The organism is Actinoplanes sp. NPDC049265 (assembly GCF_043197135.1).
GTDB lineage: Bacteria > Actinomycetota > Actinomycetes > Mycobacteriales > Micromonosporaceae > Actinoplanes.
On sequence record NZ_JBICSP010000018.1, the window covers coordinates 63,741 to 86,902 of the forward strand.

Annotated in this window: 26 protein-coding genes and 1 riboswitch; of the genes, 21 read left to right on the forward strand and 5 right to left on the reverse strand. The window is 70.6% G+C overall.

Going from position 1 to position 23,162, the window contains the following annotated elements; genetic code table 11:
- Positions 1 to 16 precede the first annotated feature (16 nt).
- The 7 genes from pyrF to ACGFIO_RS33685 all read left to right on the forward strand — a co-directional run bounded on the left by pyrF (position 17) and on the right by ACGFIO_RS33685 (position 7,230).
- Positions 17 to 853 carry an orotidine-5'-phosphate decarboxylase gene (gene pyrF, locus ACGFIO_RS33655; protein WP_392832623.1) on the forward strand — a complete coding sequence of 279 codons (837 nt, stop codon included), beginning with the start codon at positions 17 to 19 and terminating at the stop codon, positions 851 to 853.
- A gap of 185 nt (positions 854 to 1,038) precedes the next feature.
- Positions 1,039 to 1,356, forward strand: coding sequence for an integration host factor, actinobacterial type (gene mihF, locus ACGFIO_RS33660; protein WP_285684834.1), 318 nt, complete (start codon positions 1,039 to 1,041; stop codon positions 1,354 to 1,356).
- Positions 1,357 to 1,388: 32 nt separating this feature from the next.
- Complete coding sequence (gene gmk, locus ACGFIO_RS33665; protein ID WP_392832626.1) at positions 1,389 to 1,988, forward strand: guanylate kinase; 600 nt, start codon at positions 1,389 to 1,391, stop codon at positions 1,986 to 1,988.
- Positions 1,989 to 2,002: 14 nt separating this feature from the next.
- Positions 2,003 to 2,266, forward strand: a complete 264-nt coding sequence (gene rpoZ, locus ACGFIO_RS33670; protein ID WP_015623990.1) for a DNA-directed RNA polymerase subunit omega — start codon at positions 2,003 to 2,005, stop codon at positions 2,264 to 2,266.
- A 71-nt stretch (positions 2,267 to 2,337) separates the two neighbouring features.
- Positions 2,338 to 3,543 (forward strand): bifunctional phosphopantothenoylcysteine decarboxylase/phosphopantothenate--cysteine ligase CoaBC, encoded by a 1,206-nt coding sequence (coaBC, locus tag ACGFIO_RS33675; protein ID WP_392832629.1) that lies wholly within the window; start codon positions 2,338 to 2,340, stop codon positions 3,541 to 3,543.
- Between the two features lie 65 nt (positions 3,544 to 3,608).
- Positions 3,609 to 4,799, forward strand: coding sequence for a methionine adenosyltransferase (metK, locus tag ACGFIO_RS33680; protein ID WP_392832631.1), 1,191 nt, complete (start codon positions 3,609 to 3,611; stop codon positions 4,797 to 4,799).
- A 187-nt stretch (positions 4,800 to 4,986) separates the two neighbouring features.
- On the forward strand, positions 4,987 to 7,230 hold the full coding sequence (locus ACGFIO_RS33685; protein ID WP_392832633.1) for a primosomal protein N': 2,244 nt from the start codon (positions 4,987 to 4,989) through the stop codon (positions 7,228 to 7,230).
- Here the strand turns inward: ACGFIO_RS33685 and ACGFIO_RS33690 are convergent.
- Positions 7,227 to 7,595 carry a winged helix-turn-helix transcriptional regulator gene (locus ACGFIO_RS33690; protein WP_392832634.1) on the reverse strand — a complete coding sequence of 123 codons (369 nt, stop codon included), beginning with the start codon at positions 7,593 to 7,595 and terminating at the stop codon, positions 7,227 to 7,229. The genes ACGFIO_RS33685 and ACGFIO_RS33690 overlap by 4 nt on opposite strands.
- 108 nt (positions 7,596 to 7,703) lie before the next feature.
- On the opposite strand from ACGFIO_RS33690, the gene ACGFIO_RS33695 reads away from it, so the two are divergent.
- The 5 genes from ACGFIO_RS33695 to ACGFIO_RS33715 all read left to right on the forward strand — a co-directional run bounded on the left by ACGFIO_RS33695 (position 7,704) and on the right by ACGFIO_RS33715 (position 12,303).
- Positions 7,704 to 8,549, forward strand: coding sequence for an enoyl-CoA hydratase/isomerase family protein (locus ACGFIO_RS33695; RefSeq protein WP_392832635.1), 846 nt, complete (start codon positions 7,704 to 7,706; stop codon positions 8,547 to 8,549).
- A gap of 112 nt (positions 8,550 to 8,661) precedes the next feature.
- Positions 8,662 to 9,219, forward strand: a complete 558-nt coding sequence (def, locus tag ACGFIO_RS33700; RefSeq protein ID WP_392832638.1) for a peptide deformylase — start codon at positions 8,662 to 8,664, stop codon at positions 9,217 to 9,219.
- A 2-nt stretch (positions 9,220 to 9,221) separates the two neighbouring features.
- Positions 9,222 to 10,148: a methionyl-tRNA formyltransferase gene (fmt, locus tag ACGFIO_RS33705; RefSeq protein WP_392832639.1), complete on the forward strand. Its 927-nt coding sequence runs from the start codon at positions 9,222 to 9,224 to the stop codon at positions 10,146 to 10,148.
- Entirely contained in the window at positions 10,145 to 11,638 is a 1,494-nt protein-coding gene (locus ACGFIO_RS33710; protein WP_392832642.1) for an RsmB/NOP family class I SAM-dependent RNA methyltransferase, read from the forward strand. Before fmt ends, ACGFIO_RS33710 begins: the two co-directional genes overlap by 4 nt.
- 47 nt (positions 11,639 to 11,685) lie before the next feature.
- Positions 11,686 to 12,303: a sulfotransferase family protein gene (locus tag ACGFIO_RS33715; RefSeq protein ID WP_392832643.1), complete on the forward strand. Its 618-nt coding sequence runs from the start codon at positions 11,686 to 11,688 to the stop codon at positions 12,301 to 12,303.
- Here the strand turns inward: ACGFIO_RS33715 and ACGFIO_RS33720 are convergent.
- A complete protein-coding gene (locus ACGFIO_RS33720) occupies positions 12,294 to 13,175 on the reverse strand; it encodes a septum formation family protein (RefSeq protein WP_392832645.1) in 882 nt (293 codons plus the stop codon). The genes ACGFIO_RS33715 and ACGFIO_RS33720 overlap by 10 nt on opposite strands.
- A 101-nt stretch (positions 13,176 to 13,276) precedes the next feature.
- Between ACGFIO_RS33720 and rpe the strand changes: the two genes are divergently transcribed.
- The 6 genes from rpe (at position 13,277) to ribH (ending at position 18,810) form a co-directional block, all read left to right on the forward strand.
- On the forward strand, positions 13,277 to 13,954 hold the full coding sequence (gene rpe, locus ACGFIO_RS33725) for a ribulose-phosphate 3-epimerase (RefSeq protein WP_392832647.1): 678 nt from the start codon (positions 13,277 to 13,279) through the stop codon (positions 13,952 to 13,954).
- A 96-nt stretch (positions 13,955 to 14,050) separates the two neighbouring features.
- The gene (locus tag ACGFIO_RS33730; protein WP_392832873.1) at positions 14,051 to 15,001 is read left to right on the forward strand and encodes a response regulator; all 951 of its coding nucleotides are present in this window, start codon (positions 14,051 to 14,053) and stop codon (positions 14,999 to 15,001) included.
- Between the two features lie 61 nt (positions 15,002 to 15,062).
- Positions 15,063 to 15,241, forward strand: a riboswitch (FMN riboswitch).
- Positions 15,242 to 15,399: 158 nt separating this feature from the next.
- Entirely contained in the window at positions 15,400 to 16,446 is a 1,047-nt protein-coding gene (gene ribD / locus ACGFIO_RS33735; protein ID WP_392832875.1) for a bifunctional diaminohydroxyphosphoribosylaminopyrimidine deaminase/5-amino-6-(5-phosphoribosylamino)uracil reductase RibD, read from the forward strand.
- Positions 16,446 to 17,048, forward strand: a complete 603-nt coding sequence (locus tag ACGFIO_RS33740; RefSeq protein ID WP_392832650.1) for a riboflavin synthase — start codon at positions 16,446 to 16,448, stop codon at positions 17,046 to 17,048. The genes ribD and ACGFIO_RS33740 overlap by 1 nt, the downstream gene beginning before the upstream one ends.
- On the forward strand, positions 17,038 to 18,243 hold the full coding sequence (locus ACGFIO_RS33745; protein ID WP_392832653.1) for a bifunctional 3,4-dihydroxy-2-butanone-4-phosphate synthase/GTP cyclohydrolase II: 1,206 nt from the start codon (positions 17,038 to 17,040) through the stop codon (positions 18,241 to 18,243). The genes ACGFIO_RS33740 and ACGFIO_RS33745 overlap by 11 nt, the downstream gene beginning before the upstream one ends.
- A 96-nt stretch (positions 18,244 to 18,339) precedes the next feature.
- Complete coding sequence (gene ribH / locus ACGFIO_RS33750; RefSeq protein ID WP_392832656.1) at positions 18,340 to 18,810, forward strand: 6,7-dimethyl-8-ribityllumazine synthase; 471 nt, start codon at positions 18,340 to 18,342, stop codon at positions 18,808 to 18,810.
- A gap of 169 nt (positions 18,811 to 18,979) precedes the next feature.
- Here the strand turns inward: ribH and ACGFIO_RS33755 are convergent, their stop codons facing one another.
- From ACGFIO_RS33755 to ACGFIO_RS33765, 3 genes are read right to left on the reverse strand one after another with little or no spacing between them, the layout of a single operon-like run.
- On the reverse strand, positions 18,980 to 19,720 hold the full coding sequence (locus tag ACGFIO_RS33755) for an amino acid ABC transporter ATP-binding protein (RefSeq protein WP_392832659.1): 741 nt from the start codon (positions 19,718 to 19,720) through the stop codon (positions 18,980 to 18,982).
- On the reverse strand, positions 19,720 to 20,553 hold the full coding sequence (locus ACGFIO_RS33760) for an amino acid ABC transporter permease (RefSeq protein ID WP_392832660.1): 834 nt from the start codon (positions 20,551 to 20,553) through the stop codon (positions 19,720 to 19,722). Before ACGFIO_RS33760 ends, ACGFIO_RS33755 begins: the two co-directional genes overlap by 1 nt.
- Positions 20,550 to 21,422: an ABC transporter substrate-binding protein gene (locus ACGFIO_RS33765; protein ID WP_392832662.1), complete on the reverse strand. Its 873-nt coding sequence runs from the start codon at positions 21,420 to 21,422 to the stop codon at positions 20,550 to 20,552. Before ACGFIO_RS33765 ends, ACGFIO_RS33760 begins: the two co-directional genes overlap by 4 nt.
- Before the next feature lie 78 nt (positions 21,423 to 21,500).
- Between ACGFIO_RS33765 and ACGFIO_RS33770 the strand changes: the two genes are divergently transcribed.
- From ACGFIO_RS33770 to ACGFIO_RS33780, 3 genes are all read left to right on the forward strand, one after another.
- Positions 21,501 to 21,764, forward strand: coding sequence for a phosphoribosyl-ATP diphosphatase (locus tag ACGFIO_RS33770; RefSeq protein WP_392832664.1), 264 nt, complete (start codon positions 21,501 to 21,503; stop codon positions 21,762 to 21,764).
- A gap of 89 nt (positions 21,765 to 21,853) precedes the next feature.
- Entirely contained in the window at positions 21,854 to 22,705 is an 852-nt protein-coding gene (gene hisG, locus ACGFIO_RS33775) for an ATP phosphoribosyltransferase (protein WP_392832666.1), read from the forward strand.
- Positions 22,705 to 23,154, forward strand: a complete 450-nt coding sequence (locus ACGFIO_RS33780) for a PH domain-containing protein (RefSeq protein ID WP_392832669.1) — start codon at positions 22,705 to 22,707, stop codon at positions 23,152 to 23,154. Before hisG ends, ACGFIO_RS33780 begins: the two co-directional genes overlap by 1 nt.
- Positions 23,155 to 23,162: the final 8 nt, after the last annotated feature.

Below are 23,162 nucleotides of genomic sequence, written 5' to 3' on the forward strand. Positions count from 1 at the left end.
AGGAAGAGGATGACTCATGGCCACGCCGACCTTCGGAGAACGTCTGCATCGGGCCGTCGAGGAGCGCGGGCCGCTGTGTGTGGGCATCGATCCGCACAGCGCTCTGCTGAGTCGCTGGGGCCTGCCCGACGACGTGTCCGGCCTGGAACGCTTCGCGTTCACGGTGGCCGAGGCGCTCGCCGATCGGGTCGCCGTTCTCAAGCCGCAGTCGGCGTTTTTCGAGAGATTTGGGTCACGTGGCATCCACGTTCTTGAGTCAATTATCCGACAGTCACGAGAAGCCGGAGTGATCATCCTGCTTGACGTTAAGCGCGGAGATATCGGCTCGACGATGGCCGCGTACGCCGACGCGTATCTAAATCCATCGAATCCTATGAGTGTCGACGCGATTACTGTGAGTCCCTATCTGGGCGTCGGCTCGTTGCGCCCCGCGTTCGACGCGGCGGCCCGGCACGGCGCCGGCGTCTTCGTGCTGGCGCTCACGTCCAACCCGGAGGGACCGGTCGTCCAGCATGCCGTCACTGCGGACGGCCGCACCGTCGGGCAGACCGTGATCGATGAGATTTCCCAGCTCAACGCGGGTGCGAGTCCTCTCGGGAGCATCGGCCTGGTGGTCGGGGCGACCATTGGCGACACCGGTCACGAGCTGTCCAAGGTGAACGGTCCACTGCTCGCTCCGGGCCTGGGAGCACAGGGTGGGACGCCTGATCAACTCCGGACGATCTTCGGCGAAAGTCGGCCAAACGTGCTGCCTTCGTACTCACGTGAGGTCCTCGGAGCGGGACCCGACGTGACCGCCTTGCGCGCCGCCGCGCGGCGTGCGGCGGACGACTGCCGCGCCGCGCTCGGGTGAAACGAGCGTCTTAGCAGGCTGGGCGGGAGGTGATCGAGGGGTACCCCCACGTTGCCGAAACCCTCCCTGACCGCTAGTTTTCCGAGTCGCCAGGAACCACATGCCCCTTTGGTTCCCTGGCACACCACGTTTCACAGATGCGCCGGTATTCAACGACCAGCGCGATAGGGACCTGAGGAGAACTGGTGCCGCTCCCGTCATTGACCCCCGAGCAGCGTGCCGCAGCGCTGGAGAAGGCCGCGGAGATTCGCAAGGCTCGGGCCGAGCTGAAGGATCAGCTCAAGTCTGGCAAGACCACCCTCGCCGCCGTCCTCGACCGTGCGGAAGGCGACGACGTCGTCGGCAAGCTGAAGGTTTCGGCGGTGCTTCAGGCGCTTCCGGGCATCGGCAAGATCCGGGCGACCCAGATCATGGAGAAGCTCAAGATCGCGGACAGCCGTCGTCTGCGCGGTCTGGGCGAGCAGCAGCGTAAGGCCCTCCTGGGGGAGTTCGCTGCGAACTGACTCGTCGGCTCGTGTAGGAATGAGCCGTGAGCATGGATGACGACGCGCGCCCGGCAGCCCGACTCACCGTCCTGTCCGGCCCCTCCGGGGTGGGTAAGGACAGCGTGATCGAGCTGATCCGGGCGCGCTCGCCATGGATCAAGCTGTCCGTTTCGGTGACCACCCGCAAGAAACGTGACTACGAGACCGACGGCGAGCATTATCACTTCGTGAGCAGGACCGAGTTCCAACGCCTGATCGACGGCGGGCAACTGCTCGAATGGGCGGAATTCGCGGGGAACCTCTACGGCACACCCCGGGCGCAAGTTGAGGGCTGGCTCGCACAGGGCCGGCCCGTTCTGTTGAAGATCGACCTTCAGGGCGCCCGTCAGGTCCGTGCCACCATGTCCGACGCGCAGCTGGTCTTCCTGGCCCCGCCCAGCGTCGAGGAGCTGAAACGCCGGCTGATCGGTCGCGGGACCGACGACGAGGAGACCATCCGCAAGCGCCTCGCGCACGCGGACTCCGAGCTCGCGGCGGAGAAAGAATTCGACCGAACGGTGGTCAATGATTTCGTCGAGCGTGCCGCTGATGAGCTGGTAGGATTGCTCGGTTCGTCATACCTGACCCCAGCACAGGCGCCAGAACATTAAGGATTGTCAAAACCGTGGGAACCATCGCAAATCCCGAAGGAATCACCAACCCGCCGATCGATGAGCTCCTCGACAAGACCTCGTCGAAGTACTCGTTGGTGATCTTCGCGGCGAAGCGCGCCCGGCAGGTCAACGCCTACTACAGCCAGCTCGGTGAGGGCCTGCTCGAGTACGTCGGACCGCTGGTCGAGACGACCCCGCAGGAGAAGCCGCTGTCGATCGCGATGCGCGAGATCAACGCCGGCCTGCTGACCGCCGAGGCGACCGACAACCCCTGAACCGCTAGTTAATGTTGGCCCTGCGTCCCGCATAGTGGGCGCGGGGCCATTTCGTTATGGGGGCGTTAGTTGTGACCAACGTTGTACTCGGTGTGTGCGGTGGGATCGCCGCGTACAAGGCCTGCGAGCTTTTGCGGCTCTTTACCGAAACCGGACACCGGGTACGCGTGGTGCCCACCGCCTCGGCCCTGAAGTTCGTCGGCGAGCCCACCTGGGCCGCCCTCTCCGGGCAACCGGTCGCCACCGAGGTCTGGGCCGACGCCCACGAGGTGCCGCACGTGCGCATCGGGCGGCACGCCGACCTGCTGGTGATCGCCCCCGCCACGGCCGACATGCTGGCCAAGGCCGCCCACGGCATCGCCGACGACCTGCTCACCAACACCCTGCTCACCGCCACCGTCCCGATCGTGTGGGCGCCGGCCATGCACACCGAGATGTGGGAGAACCCGGCCACCCGGGCCAACGTCGCCACCCTCCGCCAGCGCGGCCACCTGGTCATCGAGCCGGCGGTCGGGCGGCTCACCGGCGCCGACACTGGCAAGGGCCGGCTTCCGGAACCGGCCGAGATTTTCGAGATCGCCCGCCGCGCGCTGGCCGGCCGGCCCCGCGACCTGCACGGCCGGCACGTGGTCGTCACGGCCGGGGGCACCCGCGAGCCACTCGACCCGGTCCGATTCCTCGGCAACAGATCATCGGGCAAGCAGGGGTACGCCTTCGCGCGTACCGCCGTGGCTCGTGGGGCGCGCGTCACACTCATCGCGGCGAACGTCACACTGCCCGATCCGGCCGGCGCCGACGTGATCCGCGTCGCCACCACCGAGGAACTACGCAAGGCCACCGTGGGGGCCGCGGCCGGCGCCGACGCGATCGTGATGGCCGCGGCACCGGCCGACTTCCGGCCGGCCACGATGGCCGTGCAGAAGATCAAGAAGACCGCCGACGGCGCCGTACCCACCCTCGAACTGGTTCCCAACCCGGACATCGCGGCCGAACTCGGCGCGGCCAAGGCCCCAGGTCAGCTGCTTGTCGCGTTCGCGGCCGAGACTCACGACGCGATCGAGAACGCACGTGCGAAACTTGTCCGGAAACGTGCCGACCTGATCGTGGTGAACGAGGTGGGCGTCGACCGGGTCTTCGGATCCGACGCGAACACCGTCACCGTTCTCGATGCCCAGGGCACCGTGGCCGACCTCGGCGAACGCCCCAAGGACGACGTCGCCGACGCGGTCTGGGACGAAGTCGTTAAACGACTGGTCGTGTCCGATGGGACGGCATGACACGTAGGGCGCGGGGTTGACTACACTTCCGCGGAACGAACTGTTCGACGAATCTGAGGAGCACCGTGGCACGCCGCCTGTTCACCTCCGAGTCGGTCACGGAAGGCCACCCGGACAAGATCGCTGACCAGATCAGCGACGGCATTCTCGACGCGCTGCTGGCGCAGGACCCGCGCAGCCGCGTGGCGGTCGAAACCTTGATCACGACTGGTCAGGTGCACGTCGCCGGCGAGGTGACCACCCAGGCGTACGCGGACATCCCGAGCATCGTTCGCGAGACCATCCTGAACATCGGGTACGACTCGTCGAAGAAGGGCTTCGACGGCGCGTCCTGCGGAGTCAGCGTCTCGATCGGCTCGCAGTCACCGGACATCGCCCAGGGCGTGGACAGCGCCGTCGAACTGCGCGAAGGCAGCTCCGAGCACGTCCTCGACGCCCAGGGCGCCGGCGACCAGGGCATGATGTTCGGCTTCGCCTGCTCCGAGACCCCCGAGCTGATGCCGCTGCCGATCGCGCTGGCCCACCGCCTGGCCCGCCGGCTGTCCGCCACCCGCAAGGACGGCACGATTCCCTACCTGCGTCCCGACGGCAAGACCCAGGTCACCATCGAGTACGACGGGCTCAAGCCGGTCCGCCTCAACACCGTTGTCGTGTCCTCGCAGCACGCCGCCGACATCTCGCTCGAGTCGCTGCTCACGCCCGACGTCCGCGAGCACGTGATCGCCCCCGAGCTGGAAGGCCTCGGCCTCGACACCGAGGGCTACCGCCTGCTGGTCAACCCGACCGGCCGCTTCGAGATCGGCGGCCCGATGGGCGACGCCGGCCTGACCGGCCGCAAGATCATCGTCGACACGTACGGCGGGTACGCCCGCCACGGCGGCGGGGCGTTCTCGGGCAAGGACCCGTCCAAGGTGGACCGGTCCGCGGCGTACGCGATGCGGTGGGTGGCCAAGAACGTGGTCGCCGCCGGGCTGGCCGAGCGGTGCGAGACCCAGGTGGCGTACGCGATCGGCAAGGCCCACCCCGTGTCGCTGTTCGTCGAGACCTTCGGCACCGAGAACGTGTCGGTCGAGCGGATCGAGAAGGCCATCAACGAGGTCTTCGACCTGCGCCCCGCCGCGATCATCCGCGACCTCGACCTGCTGCGCCCGATCTACCAGCAGACCGCGGCCTACGGGCACTTCGGCCGTGAGATCCCCGAGCTGCTCTGGGAAAACACGGACCGCGCCCAGGACCTGAAGAACGCCGCTGCCTAGCGGTCCTCCGGAAAGGGGCGCCTCGTCATCCGGCGAGGTGCCCCTTTTCGCTGCGCCTCCCGCCGCCGCGTCTTCCGCGCCGGCTCGGCCTCCCGATTCTTCCGCGTCGTCCGCGTCTTCGGTGGCGGCTGGGTCTTCCGCGGCGGCCGCGCGGGAAACTGTCGTACCGGCGGTCGAGAATCGGGCCGTGGAAGTTTCCGGGAAGCGGGCGAAGGCCAAACCGCCCCGGTCGCCCGCCGCGACCCGGCCGGTGGCGCGGGTGGCGGTCGACGTGCCGCTGCCCCACCTCGACCGGCCGTTCGACTATCTGGTGGCCGAGTCCGACGACGAGGCGGCTCAGCCCGGGGTGCGGGTCCGGGTCCGGTTCGCCGGGCAACTGGTGAGCGGCTTCCTGCTGGAGCGGGCCGAGTCGTCGGGGCATGACGGCAAACTCGCGTTCCTCGACAAGGTGGTGTCGGCCGAGCGCGTCCTCGACCCGGCGGTGGCACGCCTGGCCCGGGCGATCGCCGACCGGTACGCGGGAAGCCTCCAGGACGTCCTCCGCCTGGCCGTCCCGCCCCGCCACGCCCGGGTCGAGTCCCAGAAAGCCCCGCCTCCCGGGCTCTCTCCGGCTTCCGCGCTCTCGCCCGATCCGGCGTCTCCGCAGAGCCCGGAATCCTCGCTTGCCCCGGCATCTCCGCAAGACCCGGCGCTCTCGCCCGATCCGGCGTCTCCGCAGAACCCGGCATCGTCGCCCGACCCCGACCCCGACCCCGACCCGGCGTCCACGCCCGACCCGGCGTCCACGCCCGACCCGGCGTCTTCGTCGAGCCCGGCACCCGCGCCGGCGCCGGGCGGGGAGAGCGACGCCGGCTCTGACTCCGCACAGGGTGGGCCGGCCGGCGTCGTGGGCGGGGATCGGTGGGGTGACTACGTCGCCGGGAGTGCGTTTCTGCGGGCGCTGGCCGAGGGCCGGGCGGCCCGGGCGGTGTGGTCGGCGTTGCCCGGTGAAGACTGGCCGGCCCGGATCGCGGAGGCCTGCGCGACGACCGTGCGCGGCGGGCATGGGGCGCTGGTGCTGGTCGCGGACGCCCGCGACCTCGAACGGGTGGATCGTGCCCTCGGGGCGGCCCTCGGCGACGGGCGGCATGTCGCGTTGAACGCCGCGGCGGGGCCGGCCGAGCGGTACCGGCGGTTTCTGGCCGCCAGCCGGCATCAGGTGTCGGTTGTGGCCGGCACGCGGGCGGCGATGTTCGCTCCGGTACGGGATCTCGGGCTCGTGGTCATCTGGGACGACGGTGACGATCTGTACGCCGAGCCGCGGGCGCCCTACCCGCACGCCCGCGAGGTGTTGCTGACCCGGGCCCAGCTGGCCGGGTGCTCGGCGCTGATCGGCGGGTTCGCCCGGACCGGTGAGGCGCAACTGCTGCTGGAGACCGGTTGGGCCAGAGAGATCAGCGCCTCGCGGGACACGCTCCGGGGGCGGGTGGCCCGGATCCAGCCCACCGGCGACGATCCGCAGCTGGCCCGGGACCCGGGTGCGGCCACGGCGCGGCTGCCCAGCCTCGGGTGGCAGGCCGCCCGCACTGCTCTTCAGGCCGGGCGGCCGGTGCTGGTGCAGGTGCCGCGCCGGGGTTACCTGCCGTCCACCGCCTGCGCCGAGTGCCGCACGCCGGCCCGGTGCCCGCACTGCTCGGGGCCGCTCGGTCTGGCGGGGGCGCGCGACGTGCCGACCTGCCGGTGGTGTGCACGGGTGTCGGCCGACTATGCCTGCCCGGCCTGCGGCGGCCGGCGTCTGCGGGCGTCGGTGACCGGTGCCCGGCGTACCGCGGAAGAACTGGGCCGAGCCTTCCCCGGCGTGACCGTCCGCACCTCCGGGCGGGACGAGGTCCTCGACACCGTCCCGGCCGAGGCCGCCGTCGTGGTGGCCACGCCGGGCGCCGAGCCGGTGGCCGAGGACGGCTTCGGCTGTGTGCTGCTGCTCGACACCTGGGCCCTGCTGACCCGCTCCGACCTGCGCGCCGGCGAGGAGACCATGCGGCGATGGTTCAACGCGGCGGCGCTGGCCCGGCCCGACGGCTCGGTCATCGTGGTCGCCGACGGGTCCCTGGCCACGGTGCAGGCGTTGCTGCGCTGGGATCCGGGCTGGTTCGCCGCCCGCGAACTGGCTGAACGGCGCGAACTGCGCTTTCCTCCGGCAGCCCGGATGGCCGACGTCACCGGGCCGGCCGACGCGGTCGCCGACCTGCTGAAGATCGCCCGGCTGCCGGCCGGCACCGAGGTGCTGGGGCCGGTGCCGGCCGACAACGAGCAGGAACGTTTCCTGCTGCGCGTCTCCCGTGGCAAGGCCGCCGAACTGGCCCACGCCCTGCACGAGGCGGCTGCGATGCGCAGCGCCCGCAAGGCCGCCCACCCGGTCCGCCTGCAGATGGACCCGGCCACCTTGTTCTAGGCGGACGCCCTGTCGTCGTACGACCGCTGATGTGCGGCGATCTCGGCGCTGTGCTCGACGGTCCAGCCGTACAGGTGCATGAACGGCTCTCGTAAGGATCGGCCCAGCGGCGTCAACGAGTATTCGACGCCGAGTGGAGGCCCGGGCAGCACCACGCGGGTGATCATCCCGTTCCGTTCCAGCCGGCGCAGCGTCTGGGTCAGTACTCGCTGGGTGATGCCCTGCAAGCGACGCTTCAGTTCGTTGAAGCGCGCCGGTTTATCCAGCACGGCCATCGCCATCATCGACCACTTGTCCGCGATCTGATCCAGAATCGGCCGGCTCGGGCAGTCAGCCCGGAACACCGGCTCGGCGTCGTCCCGCATCGGTATCCCCGAGCATCCCTGGTTGGCCGAAAGTGCGTTCTTGACCATGGTAACCAGGCAATCAAAAGTAGGTATGCATCGCATACCTACTGGGAGGGGACACCACCGATGGACCGCACCATCACTACCCACGTGAGCGGCGGCGTGCTGACCGTGACGCTGCACAACCCGCCGGTCAACGTGCTCAGCGCCACCATGATGCGGGAACTGCACGACCGGCTGGCCGCGGTGCGGGACGACCCGTCGATCAGGGTCATCGTGTTCGACAGCGCCGACAGCGAGTTCTTCCTGGCACACGTCGACATCCGCATCCTCGACGAGAAGCAGACCTTCGATGAGCTCGTCGCCGCCGCGCCGGCCGGACTGAACGTCTTCCAGGCGGTCGGGGAACTCATCCGCCATCAGCCGCAGGTGACCATCGTCAAACTGGCCGGTATCGCCCGCGGTGGCGGCGCCGAGTTCGTCGCCGCTGCCGACCTGACCTTCGCCGCCCTGGAGACCGCCCGCATCGGTCAGATCGAATCCCTGATGGGCATCATCCCCGGCGGTGGCGGAACGCAATACCTGCGCGAGCGCATCGGCCGTAACCGGGCCATGGAGGTCATCCTGACCGGCGACAGCGTGGACGCGGCCACGGCGGCCGCCTACGGCTGGATCAACCGGGCGCTGCCCGCCGATGAGCTGGACGAGTACGTGACCAGGACCGCACGCGACATCGCCGCGCTCCCCGACGGAGTGATTCCGGCGGTGAAGCGCGCGCTGCCACCGGCCGACCACTCCGGCGCGCTGCTGGTCGAGGACGAGGTCGGCATGGCCCTGCTGAATCCGGTCGCGCTGCGCATCATGAGCGACGCCATCGAGGCCGGCGCGCAGACCCCGGACGGGGAGCGCCGCCTCGAGGCGCTGGTGCGGAAGGTGTGGCAGGACAACCCGCAGCGTGGGCACGGAGGGTGACCGACCGCTCAGCCGGCGTGTGCGCCCCGGGAGGTGACGTCGGGCGTACATCAGAAAAAAGCGGGTCCGTAGACTTCCCGTGAGTGGACCGCCTAGGTAGGAGTTGCGTCGCGTGACTGTTCAGCCCATCCGCCTCTTCGGGGACCCGGTGCTGCGCACCGCGGCCGATCCGGTCGTCGACTTCGACAAGGAGCTGCGCGGGCTGGTCAGGGACCTGACCGAGACGATGCGGGACGAAGGGGGCGCGGGGCTCGCCGCGCCGCAGCTGGGGGTCGGGCTGCGGGTGTTCGCGTTCGACGTGGACGACGTGGTCGGGCACATCGTCAACCCGGTCCTCGCGTTCCCGGACGACGAGGAACAGGACGGGCCCGAGGGCTGCCTGTCGATCCCGGGCATCTACATCGACACCAAGCGGCGGCAAAACGTGGTCGCGACCGGCTTCAACGAGCACGGCGACCCGGTGCGGCTGGTCGGCACCGGACTGATGGCGCGGTGCGTGCAGCACGAGACCGACCACCTCGACGGCGTTCTCTTCCTCGACCGGCTGGATTCGGCCGGGCGCAAGGAGGCGATGAAGCAGATCCGGGCGGCCGAGTGGTACGACGCGGGGAAGCCGCCGGTGGTCAAGGACAGCCCGCACGGGCGCGGGATCTTCGGGCGGGGGCTCTGAGCATGCGGCTGGTTTTCGCGGGTACGCCCGAAGTGGCTCTGCCGGCCCTGGACGCCGTGGCCGGGTCCCGACACGAACTGGTGGCCGTGGTCACGCGCCCGGACGCGCCGTCGGGACGGGGACGCAAGCTGGTCCGCTCGCCCGTCGGAGCGTGGGCCGACGAGCGGGGCATCGAGGTGCTGACGCCGCAGCGTCCACGTGAGCCCGAGTTTCAGGAACGGCTGCGCGAGATCGGCCCCGACTGCGTCCCGGTGGTCGCCTACGGCGCGCTGGTGCCACCGAGCGCCCTCGAGATTCCCCGGTACGGGTGGGTCAACCTGCACTTCTCCCTGCTGCCGGCCTGGCGCGGCGCCGCGCCCGTGCAGCATGCCGTCCTGCATGGCGACGAGGTGACCGGGGCCAGCGTCTTCGACCTGGAGGCGGGACTCGACACCGGACCGGTCTACGGGACGCTGACCGAGCGGGTTCGCCCGGCCGACACCTCCGGTGACCTGCTCGACCGGCTCGCCACCGAGGGTGCGGGGCTGCTGGTGGCGGTGCTCGACGCCATCGAGGACGGCACGGCGCGGGCGCATCCGCAGCCGGCCGAGGGCGTGTCGTTGGCACCCAAGATCACCGTGGAGGACGCGCGGATCCGGTGGGGAGATCCGGCCTTCGGGGTGGACCGGCGCGTCCGGGCCTGCACCCCGGCGCCGGGGGCGTGGACGACGTTGCGCGGAGACCGGCTCAAACTGGGTCCGGTGCATCCGGTGGCCAACGCCGAGCCGCTGAAGCCGGGCGAGATCCGGGTCGAGCGGACCCAGGTCTTCGCGGGTACGGCCACCACACCGGTGGCACTGGGTGAGGTACGCGCGGCCGGCAAGAAGCCGATGTCCGCGACTGACTGGGCGCGGGGACTCCGCCTCGAGGCGGGGGAGACGTTCGCATGACGGGACATCAGGCCGATCGGCCGCACGGATCGGGACGGCCCCGGCGGCCGGGCGGCCCGGGCTACAGCGGAGGCCGGGGCCAGCAGCGGGACGCGCGGACGGGACGCGGTCCACGGTCCGGCCGCCCGCCGGGGGATCCGGCCCGGCAGGCCGCGTACGAGGCGATCGCCGCGGTGCACCGCGATGACGCGTACGCCAACCTGGTCCTGAACGACATCCTGCGCGGGCTGCGGCTGGCCGGGCGGGACGCGGCGTTCGCGACCGAGCTGACCTATGGCACCCTGCGCGCGCACGGCACCCTCGACCTGGTCATCGGGGCGGCGGCCGGGCGCGACGTGGCCCGGATCGACCCGCCCGCCCGCGACGCCCTCCGCCTGGGCGTCTACCAGCTGCTCTACACCCGGGTGCCGGCCCACGCCGCGGTCAACCAGACCGTCGACCTGGTCCGGTCGGTGGCGCCGGGCGCGGCCGGCTTCGCCAACGCGGTGATGCGGGAGGTGTCCGAGGGCGGCGACCTCGACACGTGGCTGACCAAGCTGGCCCCCGGCTACGACGAGGACCCGGTCGGGAACCTCGCGGTATTGCACAACCATCCGCAGTGGATCATCCGGGCGTTCAGCGAGGCGCTGGGCGGCGACCTCGACGACACCCGCCGGCTGCTGATCGAGGACAACCAGCCGCCGGCCGTGCACCTGTGCGCGCGGCCGGGGCGGGCCGACGCGGTCGAGCTGGCCGACGAGGTGGGTGGCGTGCCGGGGGCGTTCTCGCCGTACGCCGTCTATCTCGGCGGCGGGGCGCCCGGCGACCTGGCCGCGATCCGCGAGGGCCGCGCCCACGTCCAGGACGAGGGGTCGCAGCTGGTCGCGGCGGCACTGCTGGCTGCCCCGATCGAGGGACAGGACACCCGCTGGCTCGACCTGTGCGCCGGCCCGGGCGGCAAGACCGGGCTGATCGGGTCGATCGCCGCCGCCCGGGGCGCCGAGGTGACAGCGGTCGAGGTGGCCGAGCACCGCGCCCGGCTGGTCGAGCAGGCGACCGAGGGCATGCCGGTGACCGTGCTGCCGGTGGACGGCCGGTCGGTCGGCCGCGACCCGGATCTGCCCGAGGAGTCGTTCGACCGGGTGCTGGTGGACGCGCCCTGCACGGGACTGGGCTCGCTGCGGCGCCGGCCGGAGTCGCGCTGGCGCCGTACGCCGGCCGACCTGCCGCCGCTGACCCGGTTGCAGCGGGAGCTGCTGGTGGCCGCCCTCCGCGCGGTACGCCCCGGCGGTGTCGTGGCCTACGTCACGTGCTCGCCGCACATGGTCGAAACCCAGGTGACGGTCACCGAGGGCGCCCGCCGCAGCGGTGTCGGCGTGGACTTCGTCGACGCGCGTCCGCTGCTCCCGCCGGGGATGCCGCATCTGGGCGCCGGCCCGACGGTGCAGCTCTGGCCGCACCGGCACGGCACCGACGCGATGTTCCTGGCCGTCCTCCGACGCACTTCCTAGCGAAAGTTCACCTTTCGGGTCGAAAAACTCTGGGTACGGTGACAGGCATGGATGTCATCGGCGCGGGATTCGGACGGACCGGAACACTCAGTCTCAAGGCGGCACTGGAGCAGGTGGGCTTCGGCCCGTGCGCCCATTTCCTGCCGCTGATGGGCGACCCCGAGCGCGCGCTGCGGTGGATCGACGCCGCCGACGGGGTGCCGGGCGCGCTGGACGCCGCGATCGACGGTCATCGGTCCACGGTGGACTGGCCCGGCGTCTACTTCTGGCGCGAGCTCATCGAACGCGACCCGGAGGCCAAGGTCCTGCTGACCGTGCGCGACCCCAAGGCCTGGTACGAGAGCATGTCCAAGACCATCTTCGTGGCGGCGGCGCAGCGGGCCTCGGCCCCGGACGCGCCGCCAGCCGGCCGGGTGGCGCAGCGGATCGTGATGGACGGGACGTTCAAGGGCCGGTGCAACGACCGCGACTTCGTGATCGGCGTCTTCGAAGAGCACAACGAGGCGGTACGCCGTGAGGTGCCCGCCGACCGGTTGCTCGAGTTCGAGGTGAAGCAGGGCTGGGCGCCGCTGTGCGAATTTCTCGGGGTGCCCGTGCCCAGCAACGACTTTCCCCGGCTGAACGACACGGCCGCCTTCCAGGAGCGGCTCCGGTCTCACTCGTAGTGGATCGGCAGCTTGCCTGACCCGGCGCCGGAGTACGAGCCGCGCATCGGCTCGTCCGCCAGCCACAGGAAACACTGCACCGCGCGGATGCCGACCGACCACTCGCTGCTGCTCGGGGCGAAGGCCAGCCAGCCCGCGCGGTACTGCAGGTTGCCGTCGTTCGGCACGCCGGCGTAAACCGCGATCGAGGTGCGGCAGCCCTTCGCCATCCGGCTGTCGTCGTCCAGCTTGATCAGCGCCGCGTCCTCCGGGGCGTCCCACAAACCGGTGAATTCGGCGTGGTGGGGCTGATCGCACGCCACCGGCTTCATCTGCTTGACGTTGGTGCCGTCCACCACCGGGTCGAAACAGCGCAACATCAGCGGCGCCGCCCCGGTCAGCGCCGCCTTGAGCGTGCCACCCCGGCTGACCACCTTGTCGGTACCCGGCTCGACCTGGCCCAGGTCGCAGCGGAACCAGCGGGCGCCGGACGACCACCCGGCCGGCCCGGGCAGCACCGGCTGCAGACGCAGCGCACCCGTGCGCCATGTGCCGCCGGTGAACCCGTCGGCCCGCTTCGAGCACTCGGCCCCGGCCACCAGCTCGGCCTTGTCCCGGTTGGTGGCGCTCCGCGGCAGGTCACCGACGTAGAACGACTCGGCCGCGTGCCGCTCGGCGCAGTCGAACGGCGCGTACTGAGCCAGCGGCGCGGTCGCCTCCATCTTGTCGAAGCACCCGTGCACGGCCGGGCGGAAGGGCGCCACCTGACCGGGCTGGCCCCAGTCGTCGCCCAGGTCGCCGTCAATCCCCGCAGGCTTGCTCCCGCACCCGGCGAGGGCGGTCAGGAGGGCCGCGACCAGCACGAACAGGCGCAGGCGGTGAACAGTCGGCAAGGGGTCTCCCGGGCGAGAGGGTGGATCGTCACCGATCAGTATTGCGGCTCGTCGCGGGTGAGCGAAGCCCGGGCGGGCGGTGCAGGTTCTACACTTCGAGCGTGAAGCCTTCGCCGATCATCGCGCCGAGCATCCTGGCCGCCGACTTCGCTCATCTGGCCGACGAGGTACGCGCCATCGAGGGCGCCGCGGACTGGGTGCACGTGGACGTCATGGACAACCACTTCGTCCCGAATCTGACGATCGGCCTACCGGTCGTGCGGAGCCTGCGCGAGGCGACCGACATCCCGTTCGACGTGCACCTGATGATCACCGATCCGGAGCGCTGGGCCCCCGGGTACGCGGAAGCCGGCGCGTACAACGTGACCTTCCACGCCGAGGCCTGCGACAACCCGTTCGCGCTGGCCAAGACGCTGCGCGCGGCCGGGGCGAAGGCGGGTCTGGCGATCGACCGGGACACGCCGGTCGAGCCCTACCTCGAGCTGCTTCCCTTTGTGGACACGCTGCTGATCATGACGATCAAGGCCGGTTTCGGCGGGCAGAAGTTCCTGCCCGAGATGCTCGGCAAGGTGCGTGACGTGCGCCGCCGGATCAGCGCGATGGACCTCGAGGTGCGGCTGGAGGTGGACGGCGGCATCGCGGCCGACACGATCGAGCAGGCGGCCGAGGCCGGTGCCGACGCGTTCGTGGCCGGCACGGCGGTCTACGGCGCCGACGACCCGGCCGAGGCGGTGCGCAAGCTCAAGGAACAAGCTTCCAAGACGGGGGTACGAGCGTGAGGGAGCGAAGCGGAGCGGAGTGTCGTCGTGAGTAGTGGCGTTCGCGCGGAGGCGACCGATCTGCCCGGGGAGCCGAATGCGGGCCCGGACACCATCATGGTGGTCGACGACGACGACGACATCGCCGGGTTTGTCGCGTTCAACCTGAAGGTGCACGGCTTCGAGGTGGTCCGGGCCAAGGATGGTCAGGAAGCCCTCGACATGATGGAGAAGGTCCGTCCCGATCTCGCCGTCATCGACTGGATGATGCCGGCCATGGACGGCGTCGAGCTCACCCGCCGACTGCGCGCCGAGCCGCTGACCAGCGCCCTCCCGGTGATCATGCTGACCGCCAAGGGCCTGACCGTCGACAAGGTCGTCGGCCTGACCGCGGGCGTCGACGACTACCTGGTCAAGCCGTTCGACACGGCCGAGCTGATCGCCCGGGTCGCCTCCACGCTGCGGCGCAACAAGGAGTTCCGTGAGGTCTCCCCGCTGACCGGTCTGCCCGGCAACGCCCGGGTCCGGCGCGAGATCGTCGACCGGATGCGGGCCGGCGGCGACTACTCGGTCGGCTACATCGACATCGACCGGTTCAAGAGCGTCAACGACGTGTACGGGTTCGACCGCGGCGACGAGTTCATCACCGCGCTGGCCCGCAGCCTGCACCGGGCGGTGGCCACCTCCGGCCGCCCGCCGGTGTTCCTGGGCCACATCGGCGGCGACGACTTCGTCTTCATCTGCACGCCCGACCAGGTGCTGCCGTTGACCAAGCGGATGGTGGCCGACTTCGAGAACGCGGCCGACCAGCTCTACGACCCGAGCGACGCGCAGCGAGGCTACATCGAGGTGCCCGACCGGCGCGGCAACAAGCAGCGGGCGGCGCTGGTCACGCTCTCGATCGGGGTGGCCGAGTCGAAGGCGGGCGGGCGGCGGTTCGACGACGCGCGGGTCGTGGTCGCGGTGGCCTCGGAGATGAAAAAGGTCGCCAAGAGCCAGCCCGGCTCGTACGTGGCCATCGATCAGCGTCGTAGCAGCCCGTCCGACGATCCGTCCGGCGAGGTGTGACCTTCGAGACGCGCCTGGTGTCACCGCCCGGATTTAGTGCAAGACTTCGGGGTGACCCACCACGCGCTGGCGGGACTCGGTGAAATTCCGAACCGGCGGTGATCCTTCGCGCGAGTGAAGGTAAGCCCGCGACCCGGACGCCCCTAGAGGGCGGACGGTGGACCTGGTGAGAACCCAGGGCCGACGGTGATCGACCCCTTGGAGGGGCCTGATCGACAGTCCGGATGAGAGCGAGCGCGCGGAACGGTCAGGCTGCGCCTGACCGCCGCCTTGGGGGCAGGGGTGCCGGCTGGAAAGTGCCGGGCCCGGCTTTCTGGGTGACGGGATTAGGCGTTCCTGTCCGTTTCCTGCGTTTTCTCCTCCTTCAGCGCGTGACCGTGCCGCGCCTGGAAGGGGGAATGGTGATCTCCGAGGATCAAGCGATGCGCCACGCTGTCGCGCTGGCCGCTCGCGGGCTCGGTACGACGCATCCCAACCCCGTCGTCGGCTGTGTGTTGCTTTCCGATGGCGAGATCGTGGGCGAAGGATTTCACGAGCGGGCCGGCGGGCCGCACGCCGAGATCGTGGCGCTGGCCGACGCCGGTGAGCGGGCGCGTGGGGCCACCGCGGTGGTCACGCTGGAACCCTGCAACCACACCGGTCGCACCGGGCCCTGTGCTCAGGCGCTGATCAAGGCCGGGGTACGCCGCGTGGTGATCGCCGTCGACGATCCGACCCGGCTGGCCGGGGGTGGCACGGGCACCCTGCGGGCGGCGGGCGTCGAGGTGGTCACCGGGCTGCGGCGCGACGAGGCCGAGCGGGGCAACGCCGTCTGGCTGACCGCGGTGCGGCGCGGACGCCCGCACCTGACCTGGAAGTTCGCCGCGACGCTGGACGGGCGCTCGGCGGCAGCCGACGGCACCAGCAAGTGGATCACCTCGGCCGAGGCCCGGGCCGACGTCCACCGGCTGCGCGGGACGGTGGACGCGATCATCGCCGGCGTCGGCACCATCCTGGCCGACGACGCCCAGCTCACGGTTCGTGGCGCCGGCGGCGAGGTGCGGCAACCGCTGCGGGTCGTGGTCGACTCGTCCGGGCGTACCCCATCATCGGCCAAAGTCCGCGACGAGAGCGCGCCCACCTGGATCGCGACAGCGGCCGAGACCGGCCGCGGGCCGGACGGCCGCACCGACCTGAACGCGCTGACCACCGCGCTCTTCGACCGGGGTGTGCGGTCGGCGCTGCTCGAGGGCGGCCCGACGCTGGCCGGCGCGTTCCTGGCCGCGGGGCTGGTCGACCGGGTGACCGGCTACGTCGCGCCCAAGCTGCTCGGGGCGGGAGCCAACGCGCTCGCCGCCGCCGGGGTCACCACCATCGCCGAGGCCATCGACCTCGACCTCACCGACGTCACGCGGATCGGACCGGACCTGCGGTTCACCGCCACCATCCGGCAGAAGGAGTCCTGATGTTCACCGGCATCGTCGAGGAACTGGGCGAGGTCAACTACCTCACCGACGCGGGGGGCGACGCGGCTGTCATCGCCATCCGGGGGCCGCTGGTCACCTCGGACGCGCGGCACGGCGACTCGATCGCGGTCAACGGCGTCTGCCTGACCGTGCTCGACAACGTCGACGGCGTGTTCACCGCCGACGTGATGGGCGAGACGCTGCGCCGCTCGTCGCTGGGCGCACTGCGGCCGGGCAGTCCGGTCAACCTGGAGCGGGCCGCGACGGTGGGTAGCCGGCTGGGCGGGCACCTGGTGCAGGGCCACGTCGACGGGGTCGCGCGGATCATCGCCCGCGAGCCCGCCGACGAGTGGGAGGTGCTGCGGTTCGCACTGCCTTCGGAGCTTTCCCGGTACGTGGTGGAGAAGGGCTCGATCACGGTCGACGGCGTCTCGCTGACCGTGATGGCCGTGGACGAGCAGTCGTTCAGCGTCGGGCTGATCCCGACGACCCTCAAACTCACGGTCCTGGGCGCCAAAGCGATCGGCGACCCGGTCAATCTCGAAGTCGACGTGATCGCCAAGTACGTGGAGAAGATGCTGGGGGACCGTCATGTTGGATGACATCGAGCGCGCGATCAAGGACGTCGCCGCGGGCAAGGCCGTGATCGTCGTCGACGACGAGGACCGCGAGAACGAGGGCGACCTGATCTTCGCGGCCGAGAAGGCGACACCCGAGCTGGTGGCCTTCATGCGCCGCTACACCTCGGGCTACATCTGCGCCCCGATCACCGAGGCCGAGGCCGACCGGCTCGACCTGCCGCCGCAGCATCACACCAACCAAGACCGGCGCGGCACCGCGTACACGGTCACTGTCGACGCCCGGGAGAACATCGGCACCGGCATCTCGGCCGCCGACCGCGCGCACACCATCCGGCTGCTGTCCGACCCGGCCACCCAGCCCGGCGACCTGTCCCGCCCCGGCCACGTGGTCCCGCTGCGGGCCAAGGTCGGCGGGGTGCTGCGCCGGCCCGGCCACACCGAGGCCGCCATCGACCTGGCCGAGCTGGCCGGGCTCCGACCGGCCGGCGTGCTGTGCGAGATGGTCAACGACGACGGCACCATGATGCGGCTGCCCGACCTGGAGGCGTTCGCGGCCGAACACGACCTGGCGCTGATCAGCATCGCCGAGCTCATCGCCTACCGGCGGCGGCACGAGCAGCAGGTCGAGCGGGTGGTCGAGACCCGGCTGCCGACCGAGCACGGCGAGTTCACCGCGGTCGGCTACCGCGCGCTGTCCGACGGCGCCGAGCACGTGGCGCTGGTCCTCGGTGAGCTCGGCGACGGCGACGACGTGCTGGTCCGGGTGCATTCGGAATGCCTGACCGGTGACGTCTTCGGCTCGGTGCGCTGCGACTGCGGGCCGCAACTGGACGCGGCGCTGGAGCGGGTGGCCGCGGCCGGGCGCGGGGTGGTGCTCTACATGCGCGGGCACGAGGGCCGGGGGATCGGGCTGCTGCACAAGCTGCAGGCGTACCAGCTGCAGGACCGAGGCCTGGACACCGTCGACGCCAACCTGGAGCTCGGGCTGCCGGCCGACGCCCGGGACTACGGCACCGGCGCGCAGATCCTCTACGACTTGGGCGTGCGCTCGATGCGGCTGCTGACCAACAACCCGGCGAAACGGGCGGGGCTGGAGGGGTACGGGCTGACCGTCACCGGCCGCGAGGAGCTGCCGGTGCGGGTGCACGCCGAGAACGTCCGCTACCTGCGGACCAAGCGTGACCGGATGGGCCACCTGTTCGAGGCGCTCGGCTGAGGGGCCGTCCGGCCGTACGGGCCTCTTAATCGCAGTTCCCCGGCGACACGGATGTCGCCGGGTGGAGACTGACCACACCTACGAAGGGATGGCGACATGGCCGGCTTCGGTGACCCGCACATGGAGACCGTCGACGCCGCCGGGCTCAAACTCGGCATCGTCGGCTCGCGCTGGCACAGCAACCTGGTCGACCACATGGTCGACCGGGCCCAGCAGGCCGGCAAGGCGTGCGGGGTGGACGACGTGATCGTGATCCGGGTGGCCGGCTCGGTCGAGCTGCCCGTGGTGGCGCAGGCCCTGGCCCAGCGGTGCGACGCGGTGGTCGCGCTGGGCGTGGTCATCCGCGGTGAGACCAAGCACTTCGAGTACGTCTGCGACGCGGTGACCGCCGGCCTGACCCGGGTGTCGCTGGACGAGCGGACGCCGGTCGCGCACGGCGTGCTGACGGTGGAGTCGCTGGGCCAGGCCAAGGACCGGGCCGGCCTGGAGGACTCGATCGAGGACAAGGGCTGGCAGTCGACCGTGGCCGCCCTGGACGCCGCCGTGGCGATCCGCTCCCTGAGCTGAACAAAGTAGTAGCCCCGAGGAGCGGTGTCTGGGCTGCGGATGCCGGGTCTGGCTGCCACTGGTGGTGTTGGTGGTAGCGCGGGGTGGTGTCTGGGCTGCGGATGCCGGGTCTGGCTGCCACTGGTGGTGTTGGTGGTAGCGCGGGGTGGGGGGCGTTTGGCTGCCTCTTTTAGAGGCGGCCGGCTTCGATGATGCGGGACAGAAACTGGCGGGTACGCGCTTCGGCCGGGTCGCCCAGGACTTGCTCCGGTGGGCCCTCCTCGAGGACCTTGCCGCCGTCCAGGAACGCGACCCGGTCGGCGACCTGACGGGCGAAACCCATCTCGTGGGTGGCCAGCACCATGGTCATGCCCTCGGTCTTGAGGTCGCGGATCATGCTGAGCACCTCGCCGACCAGCTCGGGGTCGAGGGCGCTGGTGACCTCGTCGAGCAGCAGCAGGCGGGGGCCGTTGACCAGCGCCCGCACGATGGCCACGCGCTGTTGCTGGCCGCCGCTCAGCCGGTCCGGGTAGCTGCCTGATTTGTCGGACAGGCCGACTCGGTCGAGCCACTCCATCGCCTGGTCCCGGGCCTCCTTCGCCGCCCGCCGATGGACGCGGGTCGGTGCCAGGGTGATGTTGTCGAGCACGGTCATGTGCGGGAACAGGTTGTAGGACTGGAAGACCATACCGATCTTCTGGCGTACCCGATCGGGATTGACGCGCGGGTCGGTGATGTCCTCGCCGTCGAGCCGGATGACCCCGTCGTCGACCTCGGTCAGCAGGTTGACGCAGCGCAGCAGGGTCGACTTGCCCGAGCCGGAGGCACCGATCAGCGCCACCACCTGATGCTCGTCGACGGTCAGATCCAGATTGTCGAGTACGACCGACGATCCGAAGACCTTCCGCACCCCGGTCACCGACAGCAGCATCAGGAGCCCGCGTTCTGTCGCCGGGCGGCGCGCATCGTCACGCCGTCGGTGACCGCGATCAGCGGCAGCGCCAGCAGCACGAACAGGACCGCGGCGACGATGTAGGGCGTGTAGTTGAACGTCTCGGCGGTGGAGATCTGCGCCGCGCGTACCGCATCGATCGGACCGGCCAGCGACACCAGCCCGACGTCCTTCTGCAGGGCCACGGTGTCGTTGAGCAGCGGCGGCGCGACCCGGCGGACCGCCTGCGGCAGCACCACGTGGCGCATCGTCTGCCGGTAGGTCAGCCCGAGCGACCGGGCCGCCGCCAGCTGGCTCGGGTGCACCGACTCGATGCCGGCCCGGAACACCTCGGCCAGGTACGCACCGTAGGTCACCACCAGCGCTGCCCCGCCCAGCACGAGGACGCCGGGCGTGCCTTGCAGCCGCAGGCCGGGCACGCCGAACGCGAACAGGTAGATCACGATGATCAGCGGGACGCCACGGAACGTGTACGTGTACGTGGTGGCCAGCGCCCGCGCCGGAAAGAAGACCGGGCCGCGCAGCGTACGCAGGATCGCCACCAGCAAGCCGAGCGCGAGCGCCGCGAGCGCGCACACCACCAGCAGCCGGATGTTCAGCCAGAGCCCGTCCAGCACCGCCGGCAGGGCGTCCCGGCCCAGGTCGAAGCTGAAGAACGACTCTCGCACCCGGTCCCACCCGGGCGACCCGGTCACCGCGAGCACCAGCACCGTGCCGGTGATCAGCGTCGACACGGCGGCCAGCAGAACGGAGCGGATCGCCCGGCCCCGGCGGTAGGCGACTCGCTCCCTCTGGACGTCGCTGACCGTCACTGCAGTTCGCGTGCCCCGGTGCTGCCGGCCAGCCAGGTCTTCTCCAGCACCGCGAGGGTGCCGTCCTGGCGCAGCTCGTCGACGGCGTCCTTCACGCAGTCGGTGAGCGCCGAGTCCTTGTCCAGGACCAGACCGAACTGCTCGGGCACGCCGACCTGCGGCAACTGGCCGACGATGACGCCGTTGTCGAGCTCGGCGCCGGTCATGTAGAACGCCGTCGGCAGGTCGACCACGAGACCGTCGATCGTGCCGTTCTGCAGCGCCTTCTTGGCGTCGTCGTTGCTGTTGAAGACCTGCGCCTGGGCCGTCGGCTTGATCAGGTCGTTGATCGCCTGCAGGCTGGTCGTGCCGACCTGGGCGCCGAGCTTGGCGTCCTTCAGTGCGGCGATCGAGGTCGCGTTCTCGATCTTGCTGCCCTTGGTGGTGATGACCGTCTGCCGCACCAGGTAGTAGGCGGACGAGAAGTCGACCGCCTTCTTCCGCTCGGGCGTGATCGAGAACTGGTTGACGTCGAAGTCGTACGCCTTGGGCCCGGGCTGGATCGCGTTGTTGAACGGAACCTGAGTCCAGACCACGTTCGGGGCCTTGTAGCCGAGCCGGTCGGCGACCTGGTAGGCCACGGCGGCCTCGAAGCCCTGACCGTTCTGAGGTTTGTTGTCCGTGAACCACGGCTCGTAGGCCGGGTTGTCGGTGCCGATCGTGATCTTGCCGGTCACCTTGGTCGGCAGCTGACCCTGCGGGCAAGGGTCGGCCGAAGGGGAGGGGGAAGCCTTGGCTCCGGTGCTCTCGTCGACCGGGGCGCAGGCCGTGAGGACGGCGACGATGACTGCCGCGCTGCCCAGCGCGGCAAGGGTAGAACTCCTGACCATGAACGGCAGCCTAGGGCACGTCTCACCACGTGGGGCCGTCCGTGGCCGTTAAGTAATGAGCTGCAACAATCGCCTCTCGTGAAGACCTTCGAGGAGTTGTTCGCCGAGTTGCGGGCCAAGGCGGAGCAGCGCGACCCGGGTTCGTCCACGGTCGCCGCGCTCGACAAGGGCGTGCATTTCATCGGCAAGAAGGTGGTGGAGGAGGCCGCCGAGTCCTGGATGGCCGCCGAGCACGAAGGACCCGAGCGGGCCGCCGAGGAGATCTCCCAGCTGCTCTACCAGGCGCAGGTATTGATGATCGCCACCGGACTCGACCTCAAGGACGTGTACCGACATCTGTGATGTGCCGTCCGCGGCCCCGCCACCACCTCGGCGGGACCGAAGACCCTCCTGCTTTGTCCTATTCGATTCGTGACCAGGAGCACACAGAGATGTTGCGCATAGCCATTCCGAACAAGGGAACCCTGTCTGCCCCGGCGTCCCAGATGCTGCGAGATGCCGGTTACCGTCAGCGCACCGATCCGAAAGACCTGATCTGCCGGGACGAGCCCAACGACGTCGAGTTCTTCTATCTGCGCCCTCGGGACATCGCGACCTACGTCGGCACCGGCGACCTTGACCTCGGCATCACCGGTCGCGACCTGCTGGTCGACTCCGGCGTCCCCGCCACCGAGCTGCTCGATCTCGGGTTCGGCGGGGCCACGTTCCGCTGGGCGGCGCCGGCCGGAACCCTCGACTCGGCCGACGACATCGGTGGGCGGCGCATCGCCACCGCGTACCCGGGAGTGGTTCAGCGGCACCTGTCCGAGCACGGCATCACCGCCGAGGTGGTGCGGCTGGACGGCGCCGTCGAGAACGCGGTCCGGCTGGGTGTGGCCGACCTGATCGCCGACGTCGTCGAGACCGGCGCCACGCTGCGGCAGGCCGGGCTCGTCACGCTCGGCGAGCCGCTGCTCAAGTCGTCGGCCATCCTGATCGGCGGGGCCTCGGCCTCGGAGGACGTCGGGGCCCGGGCCGCGCAGCTGATCCGGCGCCTGCAGGGGGTGCTGGTCGCGCGGAGCTTCGTGATGCTGGCGTACGACGTGCGGGCCGACCTGATCGACAAGGCGACCGCGCTGACCCCGGGCATCGAGTCGCCGACCGTGTCACCGCTGGCCCGCGAGGGCTGGGTGGCCGTGCAGGCCATGGTCCGGCGCGACGACGTGCACCGGAGCATGGACGAGCTGTACGACCTGGGCGCCCGCGCGATCATCGCCACCGACATCTCGAACTGCCGGCTCTGATGCGTACCATCGAGATCGTGGTTTTCCAGCCCCGCAGGATCCGTTGGGTCGCCGGCGTCATCGCCGGTGCCGTCGTGCTGCTGTTCACGGTGCTGAGCTTCGGGCTGCACGGGGCCACCGGTGACGGGTTCGGCCAGTTCCAGCGGGGCGACCAGCTGGCCATGATCGGCCTCGGCGTGCTCATCGGCCTCGGTGTCCTCGCCTTCACCCGGCCGAGGGTCACCGCCGACGCCGAGCACGTGGTGATCCGCAACGTGGTCGGCGGCTACGACCTGCCGTGGTCGGCGGTGCGGGCGGTGCGCTTCGACCGCAACTCGCCCTGGGCGACCCTCGAGCTGCACGACGACGAGACGGTCTCGGTCCACGCGTTGCAGGCCGCCGACAAGGAGTACGCGGTGGATGGCGTCCGCGCCCTCCGGGCCCTGCACGCGGGTGCGGCCGCGGCCTGAGGAGTACG

Coding starts and splice junctions, on each gene's coding strand:
- pyrF (WP_392832623.1), top strand. CDS start 17: ATGGCCACGCCGACCTTCGGAGAACGTCTGCATCGGGCCGTCGAGGAG.
- gmk (WP_392832626.1), top strand. CDS start 1,389: ATGGATGACGACGCGCGCCCGGCAGCCCGACTCACCGTCCTGTCCGGC.
- ACGFIO_RS33690 (WP_392832634.1), bottom strand. CDS start 7,595: ATGCGGGACGACGCCGAGCCGGTGTTCCGGGCTGACTGCCCGAGCCGG.
- ACGFIO_RS33695 (WP_392832635.1), top strand. CDS start 7,704: ATGGACCGCACCATCACTACCCACGTGAGCGGCGGCGTGCTGACCGTG.
- fmt (WP_392832639.1), top strand. CDS start 9,222: ATGCGGCTGGTTTTCGCGGGTACGCCCGAAGTGGCTCTGCCGGCCCTG.
- ACGFIO_RS33710 (WP_392832642.1), top strand. CDS start 10,145: ATGACGGGACATCAGGCCGATCGGCCGCACGGATCGGGACGGCCCCGG.
- ACGFIO_RS33715 (WP_392832643.1), top strand. CDS start 11,686: ATGGATGTCATCGGCGCGGGATTCGGACGGACCGGAACACTCAGTCTC.
- ACGFIO_RS33730 (WP_392832873.1), top strand. CDS start 14,051: ATGGTGGTCGACGACGACGACGACATCGCCGGGTTTGTCGCGTTCAAC.
- ribD (WP_392832875.1), top strand. CDS start 15,400: ATGGTGATCTCCGAGGATCAAGCGATGCGCCACGCTGTCGCGCTGGCC.
- ACGFIO_RS33740 (WP_392832650.1), top strand. CDS start 16,446: ATGTTCACCGGCATCGTCGAGGAACTGGGCGAGGTCAACTACCTCACC.
- ACGFIO_RS33745 (WP_392832653.1), top strand. CDS start 17,038: ATGTTGGATGACATCGAGCGCGCGATCAAGGACGTCGCCGCGGGCAAG.
- ribH (WP_392832656.1), top strand. CDS start 18,340: ATGGCCGGCTTCGGTGACCCGCACATGGAGACCGTCGACGCCGCCGGG.
- ACGFIO_RS33755 (WP_392832659.1), bottom strand. CDS start 19,720: ATGCTGCTGTCGGTGACCGGGGTGCGGAAGGTCTTCGGATCGTCGGTC.
- ACGFIO_RS33765 (WP_392832662.1), bottom strand. CDS start 21,422: ATGGTCAGGAGTTCTACCCTTGCCGCGCTGGGCAGCGCGGCAGTCATC.
- hisG (WP_392832666.1), top strand. CDS start 21,854: ATGTTGCGCATAGCCATTCCGAACAAGGGAACCCTGTCTGCCCCGGCG.
- ACGFIO_RS33780 (WP_392832669.1), top strand. CDS start 22,705: ATGCGTACCATCGAGATCGTGGTTTTCCAGCCCCGCAGGATCCGTTGG.